Source organism: Halomonas salsilacus, from assembly GCF_051216275.1.
In the GTDB taxonomy this organism is placed as follows: Bacteria; Pseudomonadota; Gammaproteobacteria; order Pseudomonadales; family Halomonadaceae; genus Halomonas.
This window is the reverse complement of record NZ_JBPKAQ010000012.1, coordinates 67252-89704: the sequence shown is the minus strand read 5'-3', so window position 1 is coordinate 89704 and position 22453 is coordinate 67252. Positions and strand designations below refer to the sequence as shown.

Genomic DNA, 22453 nt, shown 5'->3' with positions numbered 1-22453 from the left:
GAAAATTTGGCCCCACATCATAGCCCAGCGGACATTTCATGGAAAACATTTCCAAAAAAAACTGCCGTCGGCGACCACCCTCTCAGCGAGGATGGATCAGACGGCTGCCAGGTCGTCGCTGACGGCGAGAGTCGTCTCCTCCCCCGCCAGCAGGATGGCGTTCTGGCCGAAGTAGCCTCCGGGGGCAAGGCGCCTGTTCATCTCCACCAGGGTGCGCAACGGCTCGCCGGGCACATGGATCTCACCGCTCTGCTGGTCCACGGCAGTGATCCCGCAACGCTGGCAGGGCTTGCGCAGCCCCAGCCGCCAACGACCGTCGGCGGCGGCAAGCTCGCGCCAGCCATCCTCGGCGAACGGCTCGGCACCCTCGATCACCAGATTGGGCCGAAAGCGGCTCATGGGCACCGGCTCGAGCCCCTTGGCGACCAGGCGACGATTCACCTCGGCCAGGGAGGCCGTGGAGGTGACCAGAAAGGGGTAACCGTCGGCGAAGCCGGTATGGGCCTGCTCGCCGGACGCGAGGAAGTGCGGCTCGACCCGGCGCTGGTGATCAGGCTCGAAGCGCACCAGCCGCAGGCCGCTGCCGCGCAGGTCGCCCAGCACCCGGCCCAGCCAATCCCGCACTTCGGCACCCTCGTCCAGGGCATCGCAGCGATCCTCCCAGACGTAGACCGAGAGCCGCTCCCGGCCCTGAGCGGCCAGCGGCACGCGCAGCGGCCCGGCCTTCGGATGGCTCAGCACCAGCGCATTATCTTCAAGGTGGGTACGGACCCCGGCCATGGCCGGCAGCTGACGCTGGGTGACGAAGCGGCCAACATCGTCGATCACCATCCAACGGCGATCCCAGGCCAGGCCCTCGGCGGTCAGCCTTGCCTCATCCAGGGGGATGCCGCCCAGCGATTTGACCGGGTAGATATTGAGTTGGGTGATCCTCACGGGCGGCTCCTGACGGGAAACCCCCAAAGCCTAGCCCAGGCGGGTAGGCATTACAGTCGCGTGGTCTCGATCACATGGCCGATGATGGGATAGCCGGCCTTGCGGGCGGCCTTCTCGGCCTCGAACTGCGCCTCGATCCTGGAGATGCTGGAGGAGACGTGCTCGAAGACGGTATCCAGCTCGAGCGGCTTGGTGCGCACCGCCAGCTTCACCAGGTGGCCGGTCTTCGGCGAGCCGGCCGCCTTGCTGCGCGGCGCCTTGGGCTTGGCTTCGTCGACAGCTTCCCTGGGCCATTCCGGGGGCGAAGTCGCCGCCTTTCGCTTGGTGTCCTGAGCCTTGTCCATGAAAGTGTTGATATCGCGGCGCATCTGCCGCTCGAACTCGTTCAGTTCCGTTTCCATCGTGTCTCCGTCTACTTCAGTCATCGCGGGATTGTACCCAGAACTCGCGCGGTTGCCATCCCCAGCGGCCTCATCCGGCGCGCCGCGGTGGTGTGTCATTGCTTGCAACAGGGCTTGCTACAGGGGGCTCAGGGGTCGGTTTCGGCCAGCGGCAGCCGTTCAGTGAGGAGGACAGCGACCGCCAACGAGTGTTCATCGCTATGTGAACTCATACTCGCCTGGATAGTTGAGTTCGCGTTTCTTCCCATTGAACGACTCGTAGAGTGCCCGGTGTCTACGAAGACCATACTCATCTGAGCGGGTCTCATAGGTGCTCACCCACTCGATCAAGTGGTTCAGGTTGTCATCCTGCTCCTCTTTCGAGCCGAACTTCTCTGGCTCCCATGGCCGCGCACGGCAGTGCGCAATACATGTCTCTACCCCGGGGTTGAGAAAGATGAGCTCCTCACACTCTGGCAGGATTGGCTCGATAATATCCGAGTAACAGCCTTCGATTATCCAACTCTCGTTATCGGAAATAAAGCGCATCACTTCAGAGAGGCTATCTTCAAGGCGGCGCCTCTCCGACCCGGCCAGAAACGCCACCTCATCCAGCGACAAGCGAGCCGGCGACTGCTTGGCAATCACTATCCTGGAAAGAGTGCTCTTGCCAGATCCCGCATTCCCAAGAAGTATCATCTTCACACGGCTGCTCCCTTCTCGGTATATCAGGCATCGGGAAAACACACGGCCATCCTGTGACGAAGTGTAGGCGCAGCTTGACAAGCGCGTGATATCGACCAAGCCTGACCGTCTCTCTTGCCTCTGGACTGAACACCACCTACTCCTCTGCTTGACGCGAGATCCACCGCCATGAGCCAGCGAATCCTGATCCTGCAGGGCCACCCCGACGCCAGCGAAGCGCACCTCTGCAATGCCCTGGCCGATCACTACTGTGAGGGTGCATATGCCCACGGCCATGAGGTGCGCCTGATCGACCTCGCCTCCCTGGAGTTCCCACTGCTGCGCAGTCAGAAGGAGTGGAAAACGACACCACTGCCCGCTTCGCTGACGGCGGCGCAGGAGGCCATCGGCTGGTGCCAGCACCTGGTGCTGTTCTTCCCGCTCTGGCTCGGCGACATGCCGGCCCTGGTCAAGGGGTTCCTGGAGCAGGCGCTGCGACCCGGCTTCGCCTTCGAGTACGTGGAGGGCAACCCGCTAGGCAGAAAGGGGCTGACCGGACGCTCGGCTCGGGTAGTGGTGACCATGGGCATGCCGGCGGTGATCTACCGCCATCTCTACCGGGCTCACAGCGTCAAATCGCTGGAACGCAACATCCTCGGCTTCGTCGGGCTGTCTCCGGTGCGCGAGACGCTGATCGGCAGCGTGGAAACCATGAGCGAACAGAAACGCAACGCGTGGTTTCGCAAGTTGCATGAGCTCGGGGCCGAAGCCAAATGAGACTGCTTGACGCGCCGATAACCCGCGATTGGCCGCGATGACAGCAACGCCACCTGACGAGCGAGACTGTCATGAACGAACTGGCGCTATTGGCCGACTTGCACCGCGACACCGAACGCCAGGGACCCGGTGGCCAGGCCGACACCCGCCTTGCCATCGAGCGCGCCGGGTTGCGAGACCGCCGACGCCAAGATGGCCTCGCTGGAACACCGCGGCTACACTCCGCTGGGCTACTTCGTGCTCCCCCGGCACTGCTGGCTCGAGGCCTATTACCGCCCGCTCCAGCAACACTTCCCGACTTTCCTTCGTGCTCATGAAAACAGCGCAGCCGCCCGAGCCATCGTCCAGGACTATCGACAAGAGATCGACCTGTACGAGCGGTATAGCCCGTATTTCGGCTATGGCTTCTATATCGCTAGAAAGAACGGCGAAGGGTGACGGAGTTGAAAGCATGCTCGGTGTTCGTCCGATCAGTCACCCTTGGCTACCGGAACGAGGTCAACTTCATTGCGGTGTTCCAGCTGATTGGCAACCCAGACGAGCGCCTATTCGATCAGACCGAATTCAAATGTACCGTCGAATAACCATCCCATCACAGCGACATCATTATGGCTATCCATATTGGCTGTTCTCTATATGTGCGATATGTGCGAAAGCGCACCGACCCATGCCTTGCATCACACTAGTTTGTTGAATGGACTCAGGGACTTAAAGAATATTAATCGAGACCACTAAGTTAAGTTACTGAAATTTTGGCGCTATTTTCGAATTCTCGATCGCCGTTGCGCCTCTACTCGTTGTTGTATCTCGAGTAGAGGCGCCAGTGAAGAGGGGGACGCATGGAATCAAAACGCTTGATCAGAACCGACACGATACTACTGACGGCGGGGCTTCTGTTGATCGGTTATCTCCTCGGGGAAGTACTCCTTCTCGTGTTTGCGGCCGTTCTGCTTGCGGTCGGTCTCGACGGGCTCGCTCGGGCGATCGCGGGGAGGCTACCTTTCTCTCGGGGGTGGGCGCTCGTAGGGGTCGCGATCGGCATCGCAGCGATCATAGTCGGTTCCTTGGGGCTTACGATGGCAAGCCTCGTGCAGCAGTTCCGGGAAATCGGCGAGAAAGTGATCGATTTAGGGGAACGAGTGCAGGCCTGGCTCGCGCAGCACGGCGGAATGACCATGGTGGAGGAGATGAACGACGAGGACGACGGCCTTGCCAAAGCCGTGGGCGAAATAGCGGGGCATGTAATGACGGCAGTTGGCGCCTTAACGAGCCTCATCATCCTTGTCATCCTCACGCTTTTTCTCGCAGCGAAACCGGCGCTCTATCGGCGGGGAACGGTGCGCCTCGTGCCACCGGCCAGTCGGGTCCTGGTTGAAGACACACTTTCCTCGCTCGCCCATGCGCTGCGCTGGTGGTTTCTGGGGCAACTCGTGTCAATGGCGCTCCTCGGGGTCACGGTTGGGCTCGGGCTCTTCCTGCTCGGCATCGACCTCTGGTTTGCGCTCGGGGTCTTGACGGCACTGCTTACCTTCATCCCTTTCATCGGTCCACTTATTGCGGCAGTGCCAATCGTGGCGGTGGGATTTACCGAGGGGATGCAGACAGGGTTAATCGTGCTGGTGGGTTACATCTTGATTCAAAACATTGAGGGAAACGTCTTGGTGCCTATGATCCAACATAAGGCAGTCGAACTCGCGCCAGCTCTCCTGATCACCGTGCAAGTACTCCTCGGCCTCATCTTCGGGGCGGCTGGGCTAATTCTCGCCGCACCGCTCGCAATCGTGGCGATGGTCACGGTACAAAAGCTCTGGGTGGAGCATACGTTGGGAGATAAAGTGACGTAGGCACCGCTGACTGATTGGGCCACACCACTTTGGGCCGTCAACATTCTCAATATCCCCATCAGCACAGTCTAAAGGTCAACAATCGGCCAAGAGCGGACCTAATCGCTGGCATCACCATCTGCATTGGGCTGATACGCCCTATTCTGTAATGTCAACATGGCGCTCTCACCACAATACAACCTTGGTTTTCTTTACATGATGATTTCATGTTGACGGCGAAGCCAAGAGGTGGATATCTGGTGAATCAGGGGGGTACAGGATAGAGGTAGGGACGCCACTTCAGCAGGGCAGCGGTCTTGGCGCTCTGGTTGCCGGCTGGAAGACGCATCACCCCGGCCACCGGGCCGGGGCAATGCACGTCCTGCTTGGGTCACAGCATGCGTTTTAGCTCCCCGTAGTTACCATCGATACGCAACTCCACGGTCACATCGTTATCATTACGGTTGCGGAAGAACCAGCCGTGGTTGCCAGTGAAGGCCGCTTCCAGCTCACCTTCGTCCTCGGGCACGCCGCGTCCCTTCTCGTAGCTGATGGAGTTGCCATTGCCGTCACCGTGGGTGTCAAAATTCAACGGTCCCCCATCGGATGTCCAAGCGAACGTCGCCACGGCACCCTCCTCCATCGTCAGCTTGTACTCGGTGCCCTCGCCCGGTGTCAGGGTGAAGCTCACCTCATCACGCCAGGTAGTCGTCTCCTCCAACGCCTGGGAAGGGGCCTCCTGGGGAGACGAGGCATCGGCTAGTGCCTGGTTGACTTCGCTATGCTCCATCACCTGAACAGGTGCAGTGGTAACCACCCGGGTCGACTCACCGTCAGAAGAGGCCGTCGGCTGCTCGGAGGTGGTGCCGGCCGTAGCCTGGCTATCCATCGGGTCCTGGGCTTCCTGAGGCGCGACGGGTGGCGACGCCTGCCGAGCGGCGGCCTCGTCATTGGCCCGATCGAACTCGGCCTCCTCGGCCAGCTGGATCTTGATTTCCCCCATCTGGGTAAGCCCCATGAGGCGTCCTGCGCCGGTGGGGTCGATGGCGTACTCGGACGGCAGCACCACGGTGACCAACAGGGCGGCGGCCACGACGGCGGCCACCAGGGTCGAGCGGATCAGCTTCCTGGTAGAGGGAAGCTCGGCACGGGTGGGTAGATCGGTGTTGTACATCGGGAACTCCCTGAATCAGGCGATGAAATAGCCGGTGAGCTGGTAACCGACCAGCATGAAACCAGCGCACATCATGGCGACATTGGCGGTGTAGGCGTGGCGCAGAAAACCGGCGGTGCGTCGCCAGAACCCCATGACGATGAGGATGGCACTTAGAGCCAGCAGCTGGCCGAGCTCTACTCCGACGTTGAACGCCAGCAGGTTGGGGACCAGCCCGTCAGGCGAGATCTCGTACTCGATGATCTTGCTCGACAACCCGAAGCCGTGAAACAGGCCAAAGATCAGCGTCGCCGCCTTGGTATCAGGCTGAACACCGAACCAGCGCTGGTAGGCGCCGATGTTGTCCAGCGCCTTGTAAACGACGGAGAGCCCGATGATGGCATCGATGAGGTAGCTGTTGATGCCGATGTTGAAGTACACCCCCAGCAACATGGTCGTGGAGTGACCAATGGCGAAGAGGCTGACGTAGATGGCGATGTGCTGCATCCGATAGAGGAAGAAGATCACCCCCAGCAGAAACAGGATGTGGTCGTACCCCGTCACCATGTGCTTGGCACCGAGATAGACGAACGCGATCAGGTGAACGCCATAGATCTCCTGGATATACCCCTTGTCGCCTTCGGCAACGGCGTGGGCAAGGGCATCACCACTGGCTCCCAGGAGCATCACCAGCAGTGTGATAAGGGCCAGGGCGTGGCGTCGGGCCATAGCCATAGCAGGCAGGCCTAACACACCCCCCATTCGGGATGGAAACATGAAACCTCCACGGGTCTGTCATTGGAATCGGCCGTCCGGCGGACGGCCCCAGTCATCCTTCGATAACCGGCCGTGGAGGGCGCTCCAGGCGGTAGGCACGCCGCAGCGGAACACCGCCCTGCTCAGCTAAGCGCGGGGTGTCACGGAACCCTGGCTCGACGACAATACCCGTCCCCAGACGATCCGCTTTTTCGTGGAAGTGGCTGCCAGTCTCGTGGTGAAGGTGGCGACCGTCCCCGTGCTGGTGGCCATGACCATCCCGCACAGTCTCCTGGTGAGCGGCCTCAATGCCGTCGGAGATCACCGATCCATGGGCGAGTGCTTCCCCTGCACTGGTCAGGACCAGACCGGGCATGATCAGCACAAGCAAGATCAGGTAGCCGAGGCGATGGCGAAGCCGGTTGAGCATTGGAAATCACACCAGGAGGGCAGTAAAGGTAAAGGACACGTGCGGCCCTTTTCCCTGACTCGGGTCATTGGCACAGTACCGGCGAGAGCTTATCATCCCATCCCGGGGGATAGGAATAAAATAAAGGAACTGAAGATGACAACGCATACCCACCAGTCCCACCCTGACATCATCAACCGCCTGAGTCGTGCTCGAGGGCACCTGCAGAGCGTGACCCAGATGATCGAGGACGGTCGCTCGTGCCTGGACATCGCTCAACAGCTTCACGCCGTGGAGAAGGCCATTCAGCAGGCCAAGCGGACCCTGGTGCAGGACCACATCGACTACTGCCTGGAAGAAGCCCTTGGCCCTCAGAGCGAGGAGCAGCGTGCCCGGGTCGGGGAATTCAAGACCATCGCTCGCTACCTGTAGGCCCCACACAGACGCCACGATCCTTCGAGCAGGTCTCATGCTCGACGTGATAGCCCACCGCATCTAGCGACACCTGTTTCTGGTCCAGGTCATTGCGCTCGTTGGCACCGGTCTGACCACGGTTGCCATGGCGTTTGCCGCGGCCGGCGGAGACTCCATGCTGGTGGCCTTATCGCTACCCAAGGTCCTCGAGCGGGTTGCGTATTCCGGCGAACGTGATCGGTCATTCCGATAAGCGTGACCGATTTGCTCACCGCTCTCTCGCTGGCTCTGGTTTTGTAAGCTGACCGGTCACGATGGGTCAACTGCTGCCGCCGGTGAGGCGGCGTTCTTTCGCATCGATTCTCCTTCGAGTGTCAGGCGATGGTCGCTGTGCAGCATCCGGTCCAGGATGGCGTCGGCCACCGTCGCCGCTCCAATGTAGTCATGCCAGTGCTCGATGGGCAGCTGGCTGGCGATCAGCGTCGAGCCCGGGCCGTATCGGTCCTCAATCACCTCCATCAAGTCCTGCCGTTGTGGTGCGGTCATCTTCTGCATCCCCCAGTCGTCGAGGATCAGCAGGTCCGTCTTCTGTAGCTGGCCCATCAGGCGAGCGTAAGAGCCGTCTCCCTGGGCAATGTGCAGCTGCTCGAACAAGCGCGGCGCGCAGGCCAGCCAGGTCTTGCCGCACCCGGTAGGGCAGGTGATACACAGGTTGAGCGCTTGTCCGATCCACTCGCCGGTCGCCAGCGGGGCCATGCGGCCCCTCTCCAGGCCGCGGGGGTGGCGGTAGTCGATGTCCTCGACGCAGGCCGTCACCCGCAGCTTGGCGGCCTTCAGCAGCCGATCGAGGCGTCGGTTGTCGCGGTGCAGGACCTCGCGGTCGAGCAGCATGCCCAGGCGGTCCTCGAACGGCAGGTCGTAGGTATCCGGCTAGGTGAGCTAATGGGTCAGGGCGTCATGCATGCCGGTCAGCTTCAGATGGCGCAGGGTGTCGAGCAGGGGCTGGGTCATCATGGGTCGTCTCCTCCCGTCAGTGGTAGTACTCGGCACCGCGCACGTTGGTGTGGGGCGGCAGGTCGTCAGGCGTCTCGGTCAGTCGCACCAGCGGCTGCCGATCCAGTCTCTGCTTGAGGCTCGAAGCCACGCTGGCGTAGCGGATGGCGGGGATCGCCAGAGCATGGGCACAGGCCTGCTCCAGGCGATCCTTGGCGTAGCGCCGGCTGAGCTGCAGCAGGCCCAGGCAGGCGCGGTAGCCTTGCTCAGGATGAGGGCGGGCCTGTAGCTGCCGTTGGATCATTTCCCGCGTGGCGACGCCGATGTCTTTCGCTCATTCCAATAAGCGTCCCGGCGACCAGTCGCGATGGGCCCGGTAATGATGGCAGAACTGGCTGCAGCGGTGCGCCTTGTCGCCGTGGGCCTCCACGTACTCGGCCCAAAGCAGCTGCAGGGTCACGCCCTTGCGCTTGAGCGCCCGGTGGACCTGTGAAGAAGTCCGGCGCCGAGAAGCGCACCGGCGGCGTCTTGGCCGGGAACAGTCGCGCCTCCAGCGCCGTCTCGTCGGTGCCGTCCGGCAGGGGCCAAGTGATGCCGGCGACCTGCGCCAGGCTGACGTACTTGCTGACAACGCCCTTGGAGAGGCCGCAGGCCCGCCCAATCTTCTCGTGGCTGAGCCCAGCGTCGTACTTGAGGCGGAACACCTCGATGATGGTTGGCATGGGAATCCTCGGTGCTGGCATCATCTCCTCCGGGGGCAAAGGCAAAAGGAGGGGTATGCCGTAAAAGTCCGAATCATTCCAGCGAGTTAGATGAGATTCCGGGATCGTGATCGAGGATTCCGGCAACGTGACCGCAGTTTCCGGGAAATAGGCCGAAATCGGTCACGATGAAACGGAATGGCCGGTCACGATGGCCCGGAACAGGCGGTCACGATGGCGCGGAATACGCAATTGTCGCGTGACTCTCACCTTGATTGTCGCTATACAGGCGTCACCCAGAAAGAGGCAGCGCACCGTCTAGGCATCACCCAGCCCCGCCTCAACGACCTGCTGAACGGCCGCATCAACAAGTTCAGCCTGGACGCCCTGGTCAACCTGACGGGGCCAGCTCATTTCCACCTCGAGCTGGCAATTGAGGACGAGAAAGAAGCGGCTGCATGACAGCGATAAACGCCCCCTTCCTGTACATGGAAAAATTTACGCAATTTCTTTACGCAAAACCGCCTCTCCAGGGCCTCCTGGAAGGGGCGGCCAGCGCGTGTAAAGATAACGACCATATTGTTTACAGCAACTATCGGCCGAAAGCAGTTATTTAGTGGATACTGATGTAACGCCGGGCACAGCGGAGCCATTAATCGCAGCGAAATGGCGTCCGGCCGCCGCAGGCGTCGAACTGCTGCGCTTTGTTATGAGTCAGGAGTACAACACCCTGACCCTTGTTGAATCGGTGGGCACGGCACTGTGCCGTATGAACAAAAGACACAGCAGTCGCCATGCTTGGGCTTCAGTAAAACATGACAAGACTCGCACTCGTAAAAATACTGGCATGAGTCGGTGGGCATAGTTTCCATTTTCTCGTAACTGCAGTTTGGACATTTGATCTTTGATTCCAAGACTATATCGATCACCGCCATGCCCTCCTGAAAAATGTGAATTTTCGCCCAATCAAAATTGGAATAGACTCAGCACGGGAATTGATCAAGCCTATAACTGTTCAGCATTTCTAAGCCGTGCGAAGCATGGCGAAGAAATGCTGAACAGTAGTATGGCTCTGCCACATAAAAACTAATCACCGCGCATCATGCATAACACCGATAACGTGCCTGCAGCCTTTGCCGGCACAACCGCTTTGGGTCGTTAGCTGCCACCAACATAAACTACCCCCCCTCGCCATCTAAAGCACCATTCGCCAGCAGACTAACCGATAACTCCCTTGGTTGTGGTGCAATCAGTCAACGAAGGGGAAGAATACGGAATCATTGATTGCCCATGCCAGCCATTTACCATATCTCTTGCAGGTAAATGCTTACATGATCAGAAGAAAAGCCGGGTAGAGGTAGCCGCCCGGCCATGGTGGGTTTACCGAAACCTCACGACACTTCGAGGGCGATCTTGAGCACGCCGTCGCGCTGGTGGGAGAAGAGGTCGTAGGCCTCGACGATCTTCTCCAGCGCATAGCGGTGGGTGACCATGGGCCCGAGGTCCAGGCGGCCGCTGTCGATGATCTGCATCAGGCGGCGCATGCGCTCCTTGCCGCCGGGGCACAGCGTGGTGATGATCCGATGGTCGCCCAGGCCCGCGCAGAAGGCGGACAGCGGGATGGTGAGGTTCTCGGAGTAGACGCCAAGGCTCGACAGGGTGCCGCCGGGCTTGATCACGCGCAGCGCCTGCTCGAAGGTCTGCTGCAAGCCTAGCGCCTCGATGGAGACATCCACGCCGCGCCCGCCGGTGATCTTGAGTATCTCGGCGACCACGTCCACCTCGCGGAAGTTGAGGGTCACGTCGGCGCCCATCTTTTTGGCCATCTCGAGCCGCTCATTGACGCCGTCCACGGCGATGATCAGGCCCGCCCCGCGCAGCCTGGCACCGGCAGTGGCGCACAGGCCAATGGGGCCCTGGGCGAACACCGCCACGAAGTCGCCAATCTTGATGTTGGCCGATTCGGCGCCGGCGAAGCCGGTGGACATGATATCCGGGCACATCAGCACCTGGTCGTCGGTGAGGCCGTCCGGCACTGGCGAGAGGTTGGCCTGGGCATCCGGCACGCACAGGTATTCGGCCTGGGCGCCGTCGATGGTATTGCCGAAACGCCAGCCGCCCATGGGCTTGTAGCCATGGGAATGGTGGCCGCCGTCCTGGGCGCTGCAGCCGTCCTGGCAGGCGTAGGAGGTGAAGCTCGGGCAGATGGCGCCTGCAATCACCCGCTGCCCCTCCCGGTAGCCCTGCACGTTAGCGCCAAGTTTCTCGATCACCCCCACCGGCTCGTGGCCCACGATAAGGCCCTTCTTCACCGGGTACTCGCCCTTGAGGATGTGCACATCGGTGCCGCAGATGGTGGTGGTGGTCACCCGTATCAGGGCGTCGTTGGGGCCGATATCGGGGATCGGGCGGTCGTCTATCTCGATGCGGCCGGGTTCGACGAAGACGGCGGCTTTCATCATGGCGGGCATGGCGGGCTCCTGGCGCGCGAAGAAGAAGGTGCCCTACAGCTATAGCAGGCGTTGGCCGCCCCTGCCCTTGATGCGCGTCAATATCATGCTGCAATGCCGCGAACAAGTTCGGCCCGCTGTCCCACTTCCCAATACCATGCGGCCACCGTAACCTGATCGTTTTATTCGCCCGCTAACACCCTTCAAGGAACCGAATGTCACCCGCCGATACCCTGCGCCTGATCCTGCTCTCCTCGCTGTGGGGCCTGTCGTTCATCTTCATGCGCGTCGCGGTGCCGGAGTTCGGGCCCGTGCCGCTGATCCTGGTGCGCATGGGTATCGGCGCCCTGCTGCTGGTCCCGCTGCTGCTCAGCCTGCACTATCTGAAGCTGGTGTGGGCCAACAAGGGCAGCCTCTTCGTGCTGGGCGTGATCAACCATGTGCTGCCCTTCACGCTGCTGGCGCTGGCCACCACTCGGCTGGAGGCCGGCTTCACCTCGCTGATCAACGCCACCACGCCGATCTTCACCGCCCTGCTCGGGGCGCTGTTCTTCGCCACACCGGTGATGCGCCAGCAGTACCTGGGCCTGGCCCTGGCCTTCTTCGGGGTCTATGTGCTGTCGGCAGATCGGCTGGATTTCGCCTTGGGCGGCGATGGCTGGTTCATCCTCGCCGTGCTGGGGGCCACCTTCTGCTATGGGGTGGCCAGCAACTACGCCCGGATGCACCTGGCGCACTTGCCGGTGCGCGTGCTGGCGGCGGGCAGCTCGGCCATGTCGGCGCTGGTGCTGCTGGTGCCGGGGCTGCTGATGTGGCCCACGGAGCCGATCAGCGGCCTGGCCTGGGCCAACGGCCTGGCGCTGGCGGTGCTCAGCACCACCCTGGCCTTCCTGCTCTACTTCGGGCTGATCGCCAGCGCCGGGGCCACCGCCACCTCCACGGTGACCTTCCTGGTGCCGGTCAGCGCCCTGCTGTGGGGCTACCTGCTGCTCGGCGAGGGCCTGAGTCTGCAGATCCTGGCGGGCATGGCGATCACCCTGGCCGGCACCGCCGTGGCCACCGGCCTGCTGCGGCTGGGCCGGCGGCGAAGGGAACCCCGCACCGAAATCACGGTCCCGATGACCACGACGTCAAAGGCCCCGCTCGAGGCAACATCCGAAGACAACCCCACGCGATAACAACGCTCCACGATACCCCCACGCGAAAACAACAGGAGAACCCCATGAGCCTTTCCCCCTTCCACCTGGCCATTCCCGTCCACGACCTGCCCGCGGCCCGCGCCTTCTATGGTGAGGTGTTCGGCCTGAAAGAGGGCCGTTCCAGCGAGCAGTGGGTGGACTTCAACTTCTTCGGCCACCAGCTGGTGATCCACGAACACCCGAAGATGCCCTACCAGGAGCAGGCCAACACCAACGCGGTGGACGGCCACGACGTGCCGGTGCCCCACTTCGGGGTGGTGCTGGGCTGGGAGGAGTGGGAGACGCTGGCCGAGCGCCTGCGCGCCCGCGACACCGAGTTCGTGATCGAGCCCTACGTGCGCTTCAAGGGCCAGGTGGGCGAACAGGCCACCATGTTCCTGCTCGACCCCTGCGGCAACGCCCTGGAGTTCAAGGCGTTCAAGGACATGGGCCAGCTGTTCGCCAAGTAGGATGGCAGCTGACCCGCACCGAACACACTGCGTACTGAAAACGCGCACCGAAAAGCAATCACCGAAACGCACGCACCGAAACGAACGCACCGAAACGCACGCACCGAAACGCACGCACCGAAACGCACGTACCGAAACGCACGTACCGAGAAGAGAGTGTCCCCATGAGCCAGACCCGCGCCTATGCCGCCCACGCTGATGACCAGCCCCTGGCCCCCTTCACCTTCGAGCGCCGCCAGCCGCGTTCCGACGACGTCGCCATCGAGATTCTCTACTGCGGCGTGTGCCACAGCGATCTGCACTTCGCCCGCAACGACTGGGGCATGTCCCGCTACCCCGTGGTGCCCGGCCACGAGATCGTCGGCCGCGTCACCGCCGTGGGCGATGAGGTGAGCCAGTTCCGGGTCGGCGATCTGGTGGGGGTCGGCTGCATGGTCGACTCCTGCCGCCACTGCCAGCCCTGTCGCGACGGCGTCGAGCAGTTCTGCCTGAATGGCTTCACCATGACCTACGGCAGCGACGACCGCCAGGATGGCAGCCTCACCCAGGGCGGTTACTCGGACCGCATCGTGGTCAGCGAGCACTTCGTACTGCGCATGCCCGAAGGCATCGACCTCGCCTCCGCCGCGCCCATTCTGTGCGCCGGCATCACCACCTACTCGCCCCTCAGGCACTACGGCGTGAAGGCCGGCCACAGGATCGGGGTGATCGGCATGGGCGGCCTCGGGCATATGGGGGTCAAGCTAGCCAAGGCGCTGGGCGCCGAGGTGACGGTGTTCACCCGCACCGAGGCCAAGGTCGAGGAGGCCAAGCGCCACGGCGCCGACCATGTCGTCGTCTCCGGCGACCCGGCGCAGATGGAGGACGTCGCCGAGACCTTCGACTACATGCTGGATACCGTGCCGGTGCAGCACGACCTCAACCCCTACCTGGCCGCGCTGAAGTACGACGGCACCCACATCCTGGTCGGGCTGCTCGACTCCATCGAGCCCGCCATCGAAGGCTTCAACCTGGTCTTCAAACGACGCGTGCTGGCCGGCTCGCTGATCGGAGGCGTCTCCGAGACCCAGGAGCTGCTCGACCTCTGCGCCGAACAGGGCATCACCTGCGACGTGGAGATGATCGACATCCAGGATATCAACACTGCCTATGAGCGCATGCAGAAGGGCGACGTGCGCTACCGCTTCGTCATCGACATGCAATCGCTGAAGAAGGACGACGCGGCCTGATCGCCGGGCGGCTCACCCCCGGCCGCGGTGATTGGGCGCCACCAGCCCATGGCGCTGCATGCGCCGGTAGACCGTGGGGCGCGAGACGCCGAGGCGCCGCGCCACCAGGCTGACGTTCCAGTGCGCCTGCTCCAGCAGGTCGTGGAGGGCCTGGCCATCGTCGCCCGGGGCCCCATCGGCGGGCGCCGGCGGAAGGTACACCGCCGAGGAAGTAGCCTCCTGACACTCCTCCGGCAGGTCATTCACGGTGACCTCCTCCCCTTCCGAGGTGGCCAGGGCGAAGCTCAAGGCGTTCCTGAGCTGGCGGATGTTGCCAGGCCAGGCATGCCCCAGCAGCGCGCTCATGGCGTCGGCCCGCAGAAACCTGGCCTCGTCCCGCTCCGCCAGCAGCCCCTCGTAGACGCTGCGGATCACGAAGTGCCGGTCGGCCCGCTCGCGCAGTGCCGGCAGCCGCAGCTGGGCACCGTTCAGGCGATAGTAGAGGTCCTCACGAAAACGTCCCTCGGCGATCATCCGGGCGTAGAGGTTCACCAGGGAGAGCCCGAAGTTCTGGCTCTCCTGGGAGCGCGGCGACTGCAGGGCGGAGATATCGAGCACGGCGATCACCTCGCCCTGGGGGTCGGTGATCGGCGCCGCCGTGCAGGTCAGGCCGATATGGGTCGCATCGAAGTGCTCGCTCTGGTGACAGGTGATCGCGCTGGCATTGTGGATGCAGGTGCCCACCGCACAGGTCCCGGCATAGCGCTCGTCCCAGTCGGCCCCGAGGTAGAGGCCGGCCTTGCGCAGGGCCTGGTCATGCTCGGGCTGGCCGCGGAAGTCGACGGTGATGCCGCGATGGTCGGTGAGCAGCAGCACATAGCCCAGCCGGGCCACCTGGGCGTAGAGCTGGTCGACCCCCGCCCGCGCCACGTGGAGCAGCTCATCCACCGGCTCGCGGTGCTCCAGCAGCGCCTGCCGGGTCAGGACCCGCACCTGCCGGGGGCGGCCGGGGTCGAGCCGGTACTCGCCCACGCAGCGCTGCCAGGAGCGCAGGATCACCTCGCGACAACCGGCCAGGGAGGTATCCCGGCCCTCGCTGAGGTGGATCAGGGTCTCGATATGTTGGCGCTGCTCGGTACGAAGCGTCATTGCCGCCTCCCGATCGCCCCGCCTCGCCCGAGAGAATGGCGGAAGGGGCTCTTGTTTGTTGTTGTGTGATGCTTCTTGTGTCGTTCTTCTGGTGGGGCGCTTCTTTAATCGCTGTCACCGTGTGGCAAACCAGCTTCCAGCCTATGCCGCCTCGCGCGGGAGTCAATCGGTTCCTCCTTCCCCCTTGGTCGGGGCGTTACACCTGTAACGACAGCACCACCCCGTACAGGTGACAGCTGTCACATCTCGCCCGTTCGGGCACCTCTCGAGAACGCGGGCTTTTGCCTCCCTCCCCGGCTGATTCCCTACTTATTTCAATAACAAGTGTGGCATCACGACGGCCGGCTGCGGGTCTGGCATGGATCCTGCCATGGGAAGGGTGTGTCACCCCCAACAACAAACGGAGATCCCCGATGACGACACACACGCCAACCCAGGACGCCCAGCAGTGGCTGGGTGATTTCGAGACCGCGCTTGAGCAGCGCGATATTCAGACGGTGCTCTCCCTCTTCGGCGAGGAGTGCTACTGGCGAGACCTCGTCGCCTTCACCTGGAACCTCAAGACGCTGGAGGGCCAGGACGAGATCCAGTCCATGCTCGACGCCACCCTGGCCGAGGCCCGCCCCTCCCGCTGGCGGATCGACGGCGAGGCCACCGAGGCCGACGGCGTGACCGAAGCCTGGTTCACCTTCGAAACCGACGTGGCGCATGGCAAGGGGCTGGTGCGCCTCAAGGACGGCAAGTGCTGGACCCTGCTGACCACCATGCAGGAGCTCAGGGATTACCCTGAGCCGCGGGGCGACAGGCGCCCCCTGGGGGCCGAGCACGGCGCCAACAAGTCCCGCGAGACCTGGCTGGAGGGCCGCCAGCGCGAGGAGGAGGAACTCGGCTACACGCACCAGCCCTACTGCGTGATAATCGGTGGCGGCCAGGGCGGCATCGCGCTCGCCGCCCGCCTGCGCCAGTTGGACGTACCCACCATCGTGGTGGAGAAGAACCCGCGCCCAGGCGACTCCTGGCGCAACCGCTACAAGTCGCTATGCCTGCACGACCCGGTGTGGTATGACCACCTGCCCTATCTCCCCTTCCCCGCGAACTGGCCGGTCTTCGCCCCCAAGGACAAGCTCGGCGACTGGCTGGAGATGTACACCAGGGTGATGGAGCTCAACTACTGGGGCTCCACCGAGTGCGAGGGCGCCCGCTTCGATGAGGCCACCGGCGAGTGGGTCGTGGAGGTCAACCGCGACGGCGAGCGGGTCACGCTGCGCCCGCAGCAGCTGGTTCTGGCCACCGGCATGTCGGGCATGCCCAGCGCTCCCCACTACCCGGGGGCCGAGAGCTTCGAGGGCGAGCAGCAGCACTCCAGCCAGCACCGGGGGCCGGACGCCTACCGCGGCAAGAAGTGCATCGTGGTGGGCTCCAACAACTCCGCCCACGACATCTGCGCGGCGCTGTGGGAACACGACGCCGACGTCACCATGCTGCAGCGCTCCTCGACCCACATCGTGAAGTCCGACTCGCTGATGGACGTGGTCCTGGGCCCGCTCTACTCCGAGGAGGCCGTGCGCAACGGCATCAGTCACGACAAGGCCGACCTGATCTTCGCCTCGATCCCCTACAAGGTGCTGCCCGCCATCCAGAAGCCGGCCTTCGACGAGATTCGCGAGCGTGACGCCGAGTTCTACCAGCGGCTGGAGGGTGCCGGCTTCCTGCTGGACTTCGGCTCCGACGACTCCGGGCTCTTCCTCAAGTACCTGCGCCGTGGCTCCGGCTACTACATCGACGTGGGCGCCTGCGACCTGGTGGCCAACGGCGATGTCAAGCTGCACAGCGGCGTCAGCATCGAGCGGATCAACCCGCGCTCGGTGACCCTCACCGACGGCACCGAGCTGCCAGCGGACCTGATCGTCTATGCCACCGGCTATGGCTCCATGAACGGCTGGGCGGCCCGCATCATCTCCCAGGAGGTGGCCGACAAGGTCGGCAAGTGCTGGGGCATGGGCTCCGACACCCCCAAGGACCCAGGGCCCTGGGAGGGCGAGCTGCGCAACATGTGGAAGCCCACCCAACAGGAGGCACTGTGGTTCCATGGCGGCAACCTGCACCAGTCACGCCACTACTCCCAGTACCTGTCGCTGCAGCTCAAAGCCCGCATGGAGGGCATCCCGACCCCCGTCTACGGCCTGCNGCTATGTGGAGGAGCTCACCAAGCAGCTCGGCGGCAACGGTCCCAAGTCGGTGCGTGCCGCGAAGCAGGCGATCCATGACGGCCTGGAGCAGGAGCTCGACAGCGCCCTGGCCCTGGAGAACGCGCTCTTTGCCTTCTGCTTCGCCGGCGACGAGCAGACGGAGGGCATGAGCGCCTTCGTCGAGAAGCGCAAGCCGAACTTCTGAGTCCTCGTCGACTCCCCTGAACCAGCGCGGCCGTGGCATCGATGCCACGGCCGCGCTGGTTCAGGGGAGTCGACGAGGACTCAGAAGTTCGGCTTGCGCTTCTCGACGAAGGCGCTCATGCCCTCCGTCTGCTCGTCGCCGGCGAAGCAGAAGGCAAAGAGCGCGTTCTCCAGGGCCAGGGCGCTGTCGAGCTCCTGCTCCAGGCCGTCATGGATCGCCTGCTTCGCGGCACGCACCGACTTGGGACCGTTGCCGCCGAGCTGCTTGGTGAGCTCCTCCACATAGCCCTCGAGCTCTGCCTGGGGCATCACGCGATTGACCAGACCGATGCGCAGGGCCTCGCTGGCATCGATCTTGCGGCCGGTGGTGCACAGGTCCAGCGCCATGGCCGGGCCCACGCGGCGTGGCAGGCGCTGGGTACCGCCGAAGCCGGGAATCACGCCGAGCAGCACCTCGGGCTGGCCGAAGATGGCGTTGTCGCTGGCCACCGCCCAGTCGCAGGCCAGCGCCAGCTCGCAGCCACCGCCCAGGCAGAAGCCATTGACCAGGGCCACGGTGGGCACCGGCAGGGTCTCCAGGCGCTTGAGGGTCGCCAGGGCCTGGCGGGCGAAGTCGCGGGCCTCCTCCGGGGTCTTGCCACGCATCTCGGCGATGTCGGCACCGGCGACGAAGGACTTCTCGCCGGCACCGGTGATCAGCACGGCGCGCAGGTCGTCGCGGGTCTCGAGTTCGGCCAGCACGCGCTCAAGCTCACTCAACACCTCGCTGTTCAGCGCGTTCAGCGCCTTGGGACGACTGATGGTCAGGCGCACGATGCCGGCGTTATTGACCACCTCGATCGGGGACTCGCTCATGTTGGGGCTCCTTGGCGTGTTGTTGGAAATAGTTGTTGGAGATGAACGTTGTTCGGAAGGAAGACCACCTAACCCTAGCGAACGCTTGGTTGGGCGGCAATCCCCTCTTTTGTCGGGCTCGGCTCACACCAGGCCCACGTCAGACTCACACCATGCTGACGACGACTCTGCCGCGCACGCGACCGGCAAGCAGTTCCTCTGCCTTGGCGATGGCCTCCTCGAGGCCGATGGTCTGGGTGATGGCATCCAACTGTTCGGGGTCGAGCAGCTCACCCAGGCGGCGCCACGCCTCGAGCCGTTCCGGCCTCGGCTTCATGACGCTGTCGATCCCCGCCAGGGTGACGCCGCGCAGGATGAAGGGAGCGACACTGGAAGGCAGATCCATGCCCTGCGCCAGCCCACAGGCCGCCACGGTGCCGCCGTAGCGCGTCGAAGCCAGAACATTGGCCAGCGTGTGGCTGCCCACCGAGTCGATGGCGCCGATCCAGCGCTCCTTGGCCAGGGGCCGGCCCGGCTCCGACAGCTCACCGCGGTCGATGATCTCCTGGGCCCCCAGCCCCCGCAGGTAGGCCTCCTCCTCGGGGCGCCCCGTGGCGGCGATGACCCGATAGCCCAGCCGCGACAGCAGGGCAATGGAATAACTCCCCACGCCACCGTTGGCGCCGGTCACCAGCACGTCGCCCTGGTCCGGCTGGACACCGTTATGCTCCAGCGCCATGACGGCGAGCATCGCCGTGTAGCCGGCGGTCCCGATGGCCATGGCCTGGCGGGCAGTGAAGGCCGTGGGGAGCGGGATCAGCCACCGACTCTCCAGGCGCGCCTTTTCGGCCAGGCCGCCCCAGTGCCCTTCGCCCACGCCCCAGCCATTCAGCAGGACGCTGTCGCCTGGCTTGAACTCATTGGAGGTCGAGGCTTCGACCGTCCCTGCCAGGTCGATCCCCGGCACCATGGGAAACTGCCTGACCACGGGCCCCTTGCCGGAAATCGCCAGGGCATCCTTGTAGTTGAGGGTACTGCACTCGACCCGCACGGTGACATCCCCTTCCGGGAGCTGCGACTCCTCCAGTGTCTGGAGCCCGACGCGCTGCTCGCCATCCTGCTTCTCGATCAAGATTGCCTTGAACATTGCTCACCTCTCGATGGACATTCCGATGAGTTTCACGATGCGTAGACGTGGAAGCCGCGGCCCGATTTTCGACCGAGGTAGCCGGCGGCCACCATGCGCCTGAGCAGCGGACAGGGGCGATACTTCGGGTCGCCGAAGCCCTCCTGCAGTACCTCCATGATGGAGAGGCAGACATCCAGGCCGATCAGGTCGGCCAGGGCCAGCGGACCCAGGGGGTGGGCGGCGCCCAGCTTCATCGACGCGTCGATATCCTCGGCGCTGGCCACGCCCTCCTGGAGCAGGAAGGCCGCCTCGTTGATCATCGGCACCAGCAGGCGGTTGACCGCAAACCCGGGGGAGTCGGCGATGGCCACGGCGGTCTTGCCCAGCGCCTGGGTCAATGTCTCGATGCGTGCCACGGTGGCGTCACTGGTCTGCTCGGCGCGGATCACCTCGACCAGCTTGAGCACCGGCACCGGGTTGAAGAAGTGCATGCCCACGACCCGCTCGGGCTTCTCGCACACCGCGGCGAGACGGGTCAGCGACAGCGACGAGGTGTTGGAGGCAAGGATCGCATCGTGGCTCAGCCGGCTCAGGTCGCGGAACAGTTTCTCCTTGAGTGCCGGTTGTTCCGGGGCGGCCTCGATGATCACCTCGCAGTCGCGCAGGGCGTCCAGGGCGGTGGAGGTGGACAGACGCGCCATGGCGGCGTCCTTGTCGGCCTCGGAAAGTTTCTCCTTGGCCACCAGCTTGCCCAGCCCCTTGTCGATGCTGCCGCGGGCCCGTTCGAGCTGCTCGTCGGCCACGTCATAGAGCTGCACGTCGAAGCCGTTCTGCACCAGCACCTGGGCGATGCCCTGGCCCATGGTGCCGGCGCCTACCACGCCGATCGCTTGTTGGGTCATTGCACTCTCTCCTCGTGAACTTAGGTCTTGGTGCCATGAAAGTTACTGTTTGCGCGCTTCTTCGCGCAGCACGAACTTCTGGATCTTGCCGGTGGAGGTCTTGGGCAGCTCAGTGAAGATCACCGTCTTCGGCGCCTTGAAACCCGCCAGGCGCTCGCGGCAGTGGGCGATGATATCGGCCTCGGTCACCTCGCCATAGCCCACCTTGAGCTTGACGAAGGCGCAGGGGGTCTCGCCCCACTTCTCGTCGGGTTTGGCCACCACCGCGGCCTCCTCCACGGCCGGGTGCGAGTAGATGGCGTCCTCCACCTCGATGGTGGAGATGTTCTCGCCGCCGGAGATGATGATGTCCTTGGAGCGGTCCTTGATCTCGATGTAGCCGTCGGCATGCCACACGGCCAGGTCGCCGATATGGTACCAGCCGCCCTCCATGGCCTGGTCGGTGGCCGCCTCGTTCTTCAGGTAGCCCTTCATCATGGTGTTGCCGCGCATCAGGATCTCGCCGATGGTCTCGCCGTCCTTGGGCACTGGCTCCAGGGTGTTGGGATCGGCCACGCAGAGCGCCTCGAGCATGGGGTAGCGCACGCCCTGGCGAGACTTGAGCTTGGCCCGCTCCTCCATGGGCAGCTCGTTCCAGGCCTCACGCCAGGCGCAGGAGGTCACCGGGCCGTAGACCTCGGTGAGGCCGTAGACGTGGGTCACGTCGATGCCCAGCGTCTCCACGCCGGCGATCACCGAGGCGGGCGGCGCAGCGCCGGCGGTGGTGACCTTCACCGGGTGGTCGAAGTGGCGCTTGTCCTCGGCGGGCAGGTTGACCAGGCCGTTGAGCACGATGGGCGCGCCGCTGAAGTGGCTGATCCCCTCCTCGGCGATCAGGTCCATGACCCTTTTGGCCTCCACCTTGCGCAGGCAGACGTTGGTGCCGGCGGCGGCGGCGATGGTCCAGGGGAAGCACCAGCCGTTGCAGTGGAACATCGGCAGGGTCCAGAGGTAGACCGGGTGGTGGGGCATCGCCCACACCAGGATATTGCTGACGGCGTTGAGGTAGGCGCCGCGGTGATGGTAGACCACCCCCTTGGGCTTGCCGGTGGTGCCGGAGGTGTAGTTGAGCGAGATCGCCTGCCACTCGTCCTCGGGCAGCCGGTAGGGATAGGCGGGGTCGCCCTCGGCCAGCAGCGCCTCGTACTCGAGCTCGCCGATGGCGCGGCCGTCGGCCAGGAACTGCTCGTCCACCACGTCGATGATCAACGGCTTGGTCTCGAGCCTCGCCACCGCCTCCTCGATGACGTCGGCAAACTCCGGGTCGACCAGAATCGCCTTCGCCTCGCCGTGCTCCAGCATGTAGGCGATGGCGTCGGCATCCAGGCGGATGTTCAGGGTGTTGAGCACACAGCCGGCCAGGGGCACGCCGAAGTGGGCCTCGAACATGGCCGGCACGTTGGGCAGCATCGCCGCCACCGCCTGGCCGGGCTTGACACCGCGCTTCTCCAACGCCGAGGCGAGCCGCCGGCAGCGCTCCCAAGTGGTGCCCCAGTCGCGGCGGATCTCGCCGAAGACCACCGCCGGGTAGTCCGGGTAGACCGAGGCGGTGCGTTCGATGAAGGTCAGCGGCGAGAGCGCCACGTGGTTGGCGGGGGTCCTGGGCAGGCCCTGTTCGAAGATGCTCTGGCTCATGATAGGCTCCGTGATCGGCGTTGCGTGTTCGGAAAGCGAG

23 protein-coding genes and 3 pseudogenes are annotated in these 22453 nt (G+C 63.9%); 10 read left to right on the top strand and 16 right to left on the bottom strand.

The window, feature by feature from the left end:
* Positions 1–96: 96 nt before the first annotated feature.
* From ACR80S_RS15650 to ACR80S_RS15640, 3 genes are all read right to left on the bottom strand, one after another.
* Positions 97–936, bottom strand: a complete 840-nt coding sequence (locus tag ACR80S_RS15650; protein WP_435403769.1) for an MOSC domain-containing protein — start codon at positions 934–936, stop codon at positions 97–99.
* A gap of 50 nt (positions 937–986) precedes the next feature.
* The gene (locus ACR80S_RS15645) at positions 987–1337 is read right to left on the bottom strand and encodes a hypothetical protein (protein ID WP_435403768.1); all 351 of its coding nucleotides are present in this window, start codon (positions 1335–1337) and stop codon (positions 987–989) included.
* Positions 1338–1535: 198 nt separating this feature from the next.
* Complete coding sequence (locus ACR80S_RS15640) at positions 1536–2021, bottom strand: P-loop NTPase family protein (RefSeq protein ID WP_435403767.1); 486 nt, start codon at positions 2019–2021, stop codon at positions 1536–1538.
* A gap of 168 nt (positions 2022–2189) precedes the next feature.
* On the opposite strand from ACR80S_RS15640, the gene ACR80S_RS15635 reads away from it, so the two are divergent.
* The 3 genes from ACR80S_RS15635 to ACR80S_RS15625 all read left to right on the top strand — a co-directional run bounded on the left by ACR80S_RS15635 (position 2190) and on the right by ACR80S_RS15625 (position 4621).
* Positions 2190–2777 carry an NAD(P)H-dependent oxidoreductase gene (locus tag ACR80S_RS15635; RefSeq protein WP_435401592.1) on the top strand — a complete coding sequence of 196 codons (588 nt, stop codon included), beginning with the start codon at positions 2190–2192 and terminating at the stop codon, positions 2775–2777.
* 192 nt (positions 2778–2969) lie between these two features.
* Entirely contained in the window at positions 2970–3215 is a 246-nt protein-coding gene (locus tag ACR80S_RS15630) for a hypothetical protein (protein WP_435403766.1), read from the top strand.
* Positions 3216–3616: 401 nt separating this feature from the next.
* Positions 3617–4621: an AI-2E family transporter gene (locus ACR80S_RS15625; RefSeq protein ID WP_435403765.1), complete on the top strand. Its 1005-nt coding sequence runs from the start codon at positions 3617–3619 to the stop codon at positions 4619–4621.
* A 370-nt stretch (positions 4622–4991) separates the two neighbouring features.
* On the opposite strand, the gene ACR80S_RS15620 is transcribed toward ACR80S_RS15625, so the two are convergent.
* The 3 genes from ACR80S_RS15620 to ACR80S_RS15610 are packed head-to-tail and all read right to left on the bottom strand — an operon-like array spanning position 4992 to position 6939.
* Positions 4992–5774 (bottom strand): hypothetical protein, encoded by a 783-nt coding sequence (locus ACR80S_RS15620; protein ID WP_435401595.1) that lies wholly within the window; start codon positions 5772–5774, stop codon positions 4992–4994.
* 15 nt (positions 5775–5789) lie between these two features.
* Complete coding sequence (locus ACR80S_RS15615) at positions 5790–6530, bottom strand: HupE/UreJ family protein (protein WP_435403764.1); 741 nt, start codon at positions 6528–6530, stop codon at positions 5790–5792.
* A 52-nt stretch (positions 6531–6582) separates the two neighbouring features.
* Entirely contained in the window at positions 6583–6939 is a 357-nt protein-coding gene (locus ACR80S_RS15610; RefSeq protein ID WP_435403763.1) for a hypothetical protein, read from the bottom strand.
* A 135-nt stretch (positions 6940–7074) separates the two neighbouring features.
* Here ACR80S_RS15610 and ACR80S_RS15605 point away from each other — a divergent pair, with 135 nt between their 5' ends.
* Positions 7075–7350 (top strand): metal-sensing transcriptional repressor, encoded by a 276-nt coding sequence (locus ACR80S_RS15605; RefSeq protein ID WP_435401598.1) that lies wholly within the window; start codon positions 7075–7077, stop codon positions 7348–7350.
* Between the two features lie 291 nt (positions 7351–7641).
* Here the strand turns inward: ACR80S_RS15605 and ACR80S_RS15600 are convergent.
* From ACR80S_RS15600 to ACR80S_RS15590, 3 genes and pseudogenes are all read right to left on the bottom strand, one after another.
* Positions 7642–8346 (bottom strand): annotated as a pseudogene (locus ACR80S_RS15600) (ATP-binding protein).
* Positions 8347–8362: 16 nt separating this feature from the next.
* Entirely contained in the window at positions 8363–8629 is a 267-nt protein-coding gene (locus ACR80S_RS15595) for a hypothetical protein (RefSeq protein ID WP_435403762.1), read from the bottom strand.
* A 30-nt stretch (positions 8630–8659) separates the two neighbouring features.
* Complete coding sequence (locus ACR80S_RS15590) at positions 8660–8785, bottom strand: hypothetical protein (protein WP_435403761.1); 126 nt, start codon at positions 8783–8785, stop codon at positions 8660–8662.
* A 439-nt stretch (positions 8786–9224) separates the two neighbouring features.
* On the opposite strand from ACR80S_RS15590, the gene ACR80S_RS15585 reads away from it, so the two are divergent.
* On the top strand, positions 9225–9488 hold the full coding sequence (locus ACR80S_RS15585) for a helix-turn-helix domain-containing protein (RefSeq protein WP_435403760.1): 264 nt from the start codon (positions 9225–9227) through the stop codon (positions 9486–9488).
* 245 nt (positions 9489–9733) lie between these two features.
* On the opposite strand, the gene ACR80S_RS15580 is transcribed toward ACR80S_RS15585, so the two are convergent.
* Positions 9734–9961: a GDCCVxC domain-containing (seleno)protein gene (locus ACR80S_RS15580; protein WP_435401602.1), complete on the bottom strand. Its 228-nt coding sequence runs from the start codon at positions 9959–9961 to the stop codon at positions 9734–9736.
* Between the two features lie 456 nt (positions 9962–10417).
* Positions 10418–11497, bottom strand: a complete 1080-nt coding sequence (locus ACR80S_RS15575) for an NAD(P)-dependent alcohol dehydrogenase (RefSeq protein WP_435401603.1) — start codon at positions 11495–11497, stop codon at positions 10418–10420.
* 194 nt (positions 11498–11691) lie between these two features.
* Here ACR80S_RS15575 and ACR80S_RS15570 point away from each other — a divergent pair, with 194 nt between their 5' ends.
* From ACR80S_RS15570 to ACR80S_RS15560, 3 genes are all read left to right on the top strand, one after another.
* The gene (locus ACR80S_RS15570) at positions 11692–12654 is read left to right on the top strand and encodes a DMT family transporter (protein WP_435403759.1); all 963 of its coding nucleotides are present in this window, start codon (positions 11692–11694) and stop codon (positions 12652–12654) included.
* Between the two features lie 44 nt (positions 12655–12698).
* The gene (locus tag ACR80S_RS15565) at positions 12699–13124 is read left to right on the top strand and encodes a VOC family protein (protein WP_435401605.1); all 426 of its coding nucleotides are present in this window, start codon (positions 12699–12701) and stop codon (positions 13122–13124) included.
* Between the two features lie 164 nt (positions 13125–13288).
* The gene (locus tag ACR80S_RS15560; protein WP_435403758.1) at positions 13289–14353 is read left to right on the top strand and encodes an NAD(P)-dependent alcohol dehydrogenase; all 1065 of its coding nucleotides are present in this window, start codon (positions 13289–13291) and stop codon (positions 14351–14353) included.
* Between the two features lie 12 nt (positions 14354–14365).
* Here ACR80S_RS15560 and ACR80S_RS15555 read toward each other — a convergent pair whose 3' ends face one another.
* The gene (locus ACR80S_RS15555; protein WP_435403757.1) at positions 14366–15481 is read right to left on the bottom strand and encodes an AAA-type ATPase lid domain-containing protein; all 1116 of its coding nucleotides are present in this window, start codon (positions 15479–15481) and stop codon (positions 14366–14368) included.
* Between the two features lie 413 nt (positions 15482–15894).
* Between ACR80S_RS15555 and ACR80S_RS15550 the strand changes: the two are divergent.
* Together ACR80S_RS15550 and ACR80S_RS15545 are read left to right on the top strand one after the other, a co-directional pair.
* Positions 15895–17667: pseudogene (locus ACR80S_RS15550) on the top strand (NAD(P)/FAD-dependent oxidoreductase); the annotation flags it as partial.
* A 4-nt stretch (positions 17668–17671) separates the two neighbouring features.
* A pseudogene (locus tag ACR80S_RS15545) lies at positions 17672–17875 on the top strand (enoyl-CoA hydratase-related protein); the annotation flags it as partial.
* Positions 17876–17955: 80 nt separating this feature from the next.
* Here ACR80S_RS15545 and ACR80S_RS15540 read toward each other — a convergent pair.
* The 4 genes from ACR80S_RS15540 to ACR80S_RS15525 all read right to left on the bottom strand — a co-directional run bounded on the left by ACR80S_RS15540 (position 17956) and on the right by ACR80S_RS15525 (position 22413).
* Positions 17956–18729, bottom strand: coding sequence for an enoyl-CoA hydratase-related protein (locus tag ACR80S_RS15540; protein WP_435403756.1), 774 nt, complete (start codon positions 18727–18729; stop codon positions 17956–17958).
* 145 nt (positions 18730–18874) lie between these two features.
* Positions 18875–19855, bottom strand: coding sequence for an acrylyl-CoA reductase (NADPH) (acuI, locus tag ACR80S_RS15535; protein WP_435403755.1), 981 nt, complete (start codon positions 19853–19855; stop codon positions 18875–18877).
* Between the two features lie 32 nt (positions 19856–19887).
* Positions 19888–20739 (bottom strand): 3-hydroxybutyryl-CoA dehydrogenase, encoded by an 852-nt coding sequence (locus ACR80S_RS15530; RefSeq protein ID WP_435403754.1) that lies wholly within the window; start codon positions 20737–20739, stop codon positions 19888–19890.
* A gap of 42 nt (positions 20740–20781) precedes the next feature.
* Positions 20782–22413, bottom strand: a complete 1632-nt coding sequence (locus ACR80S_RS15525) for an acyl-CoA synthetase (protein WP_435403753.1) — start codon at positions 22411–22413, stop codon at positions 20782–20784.
* Positions 22414–22453: the final 40 nt, after the last annotated feature.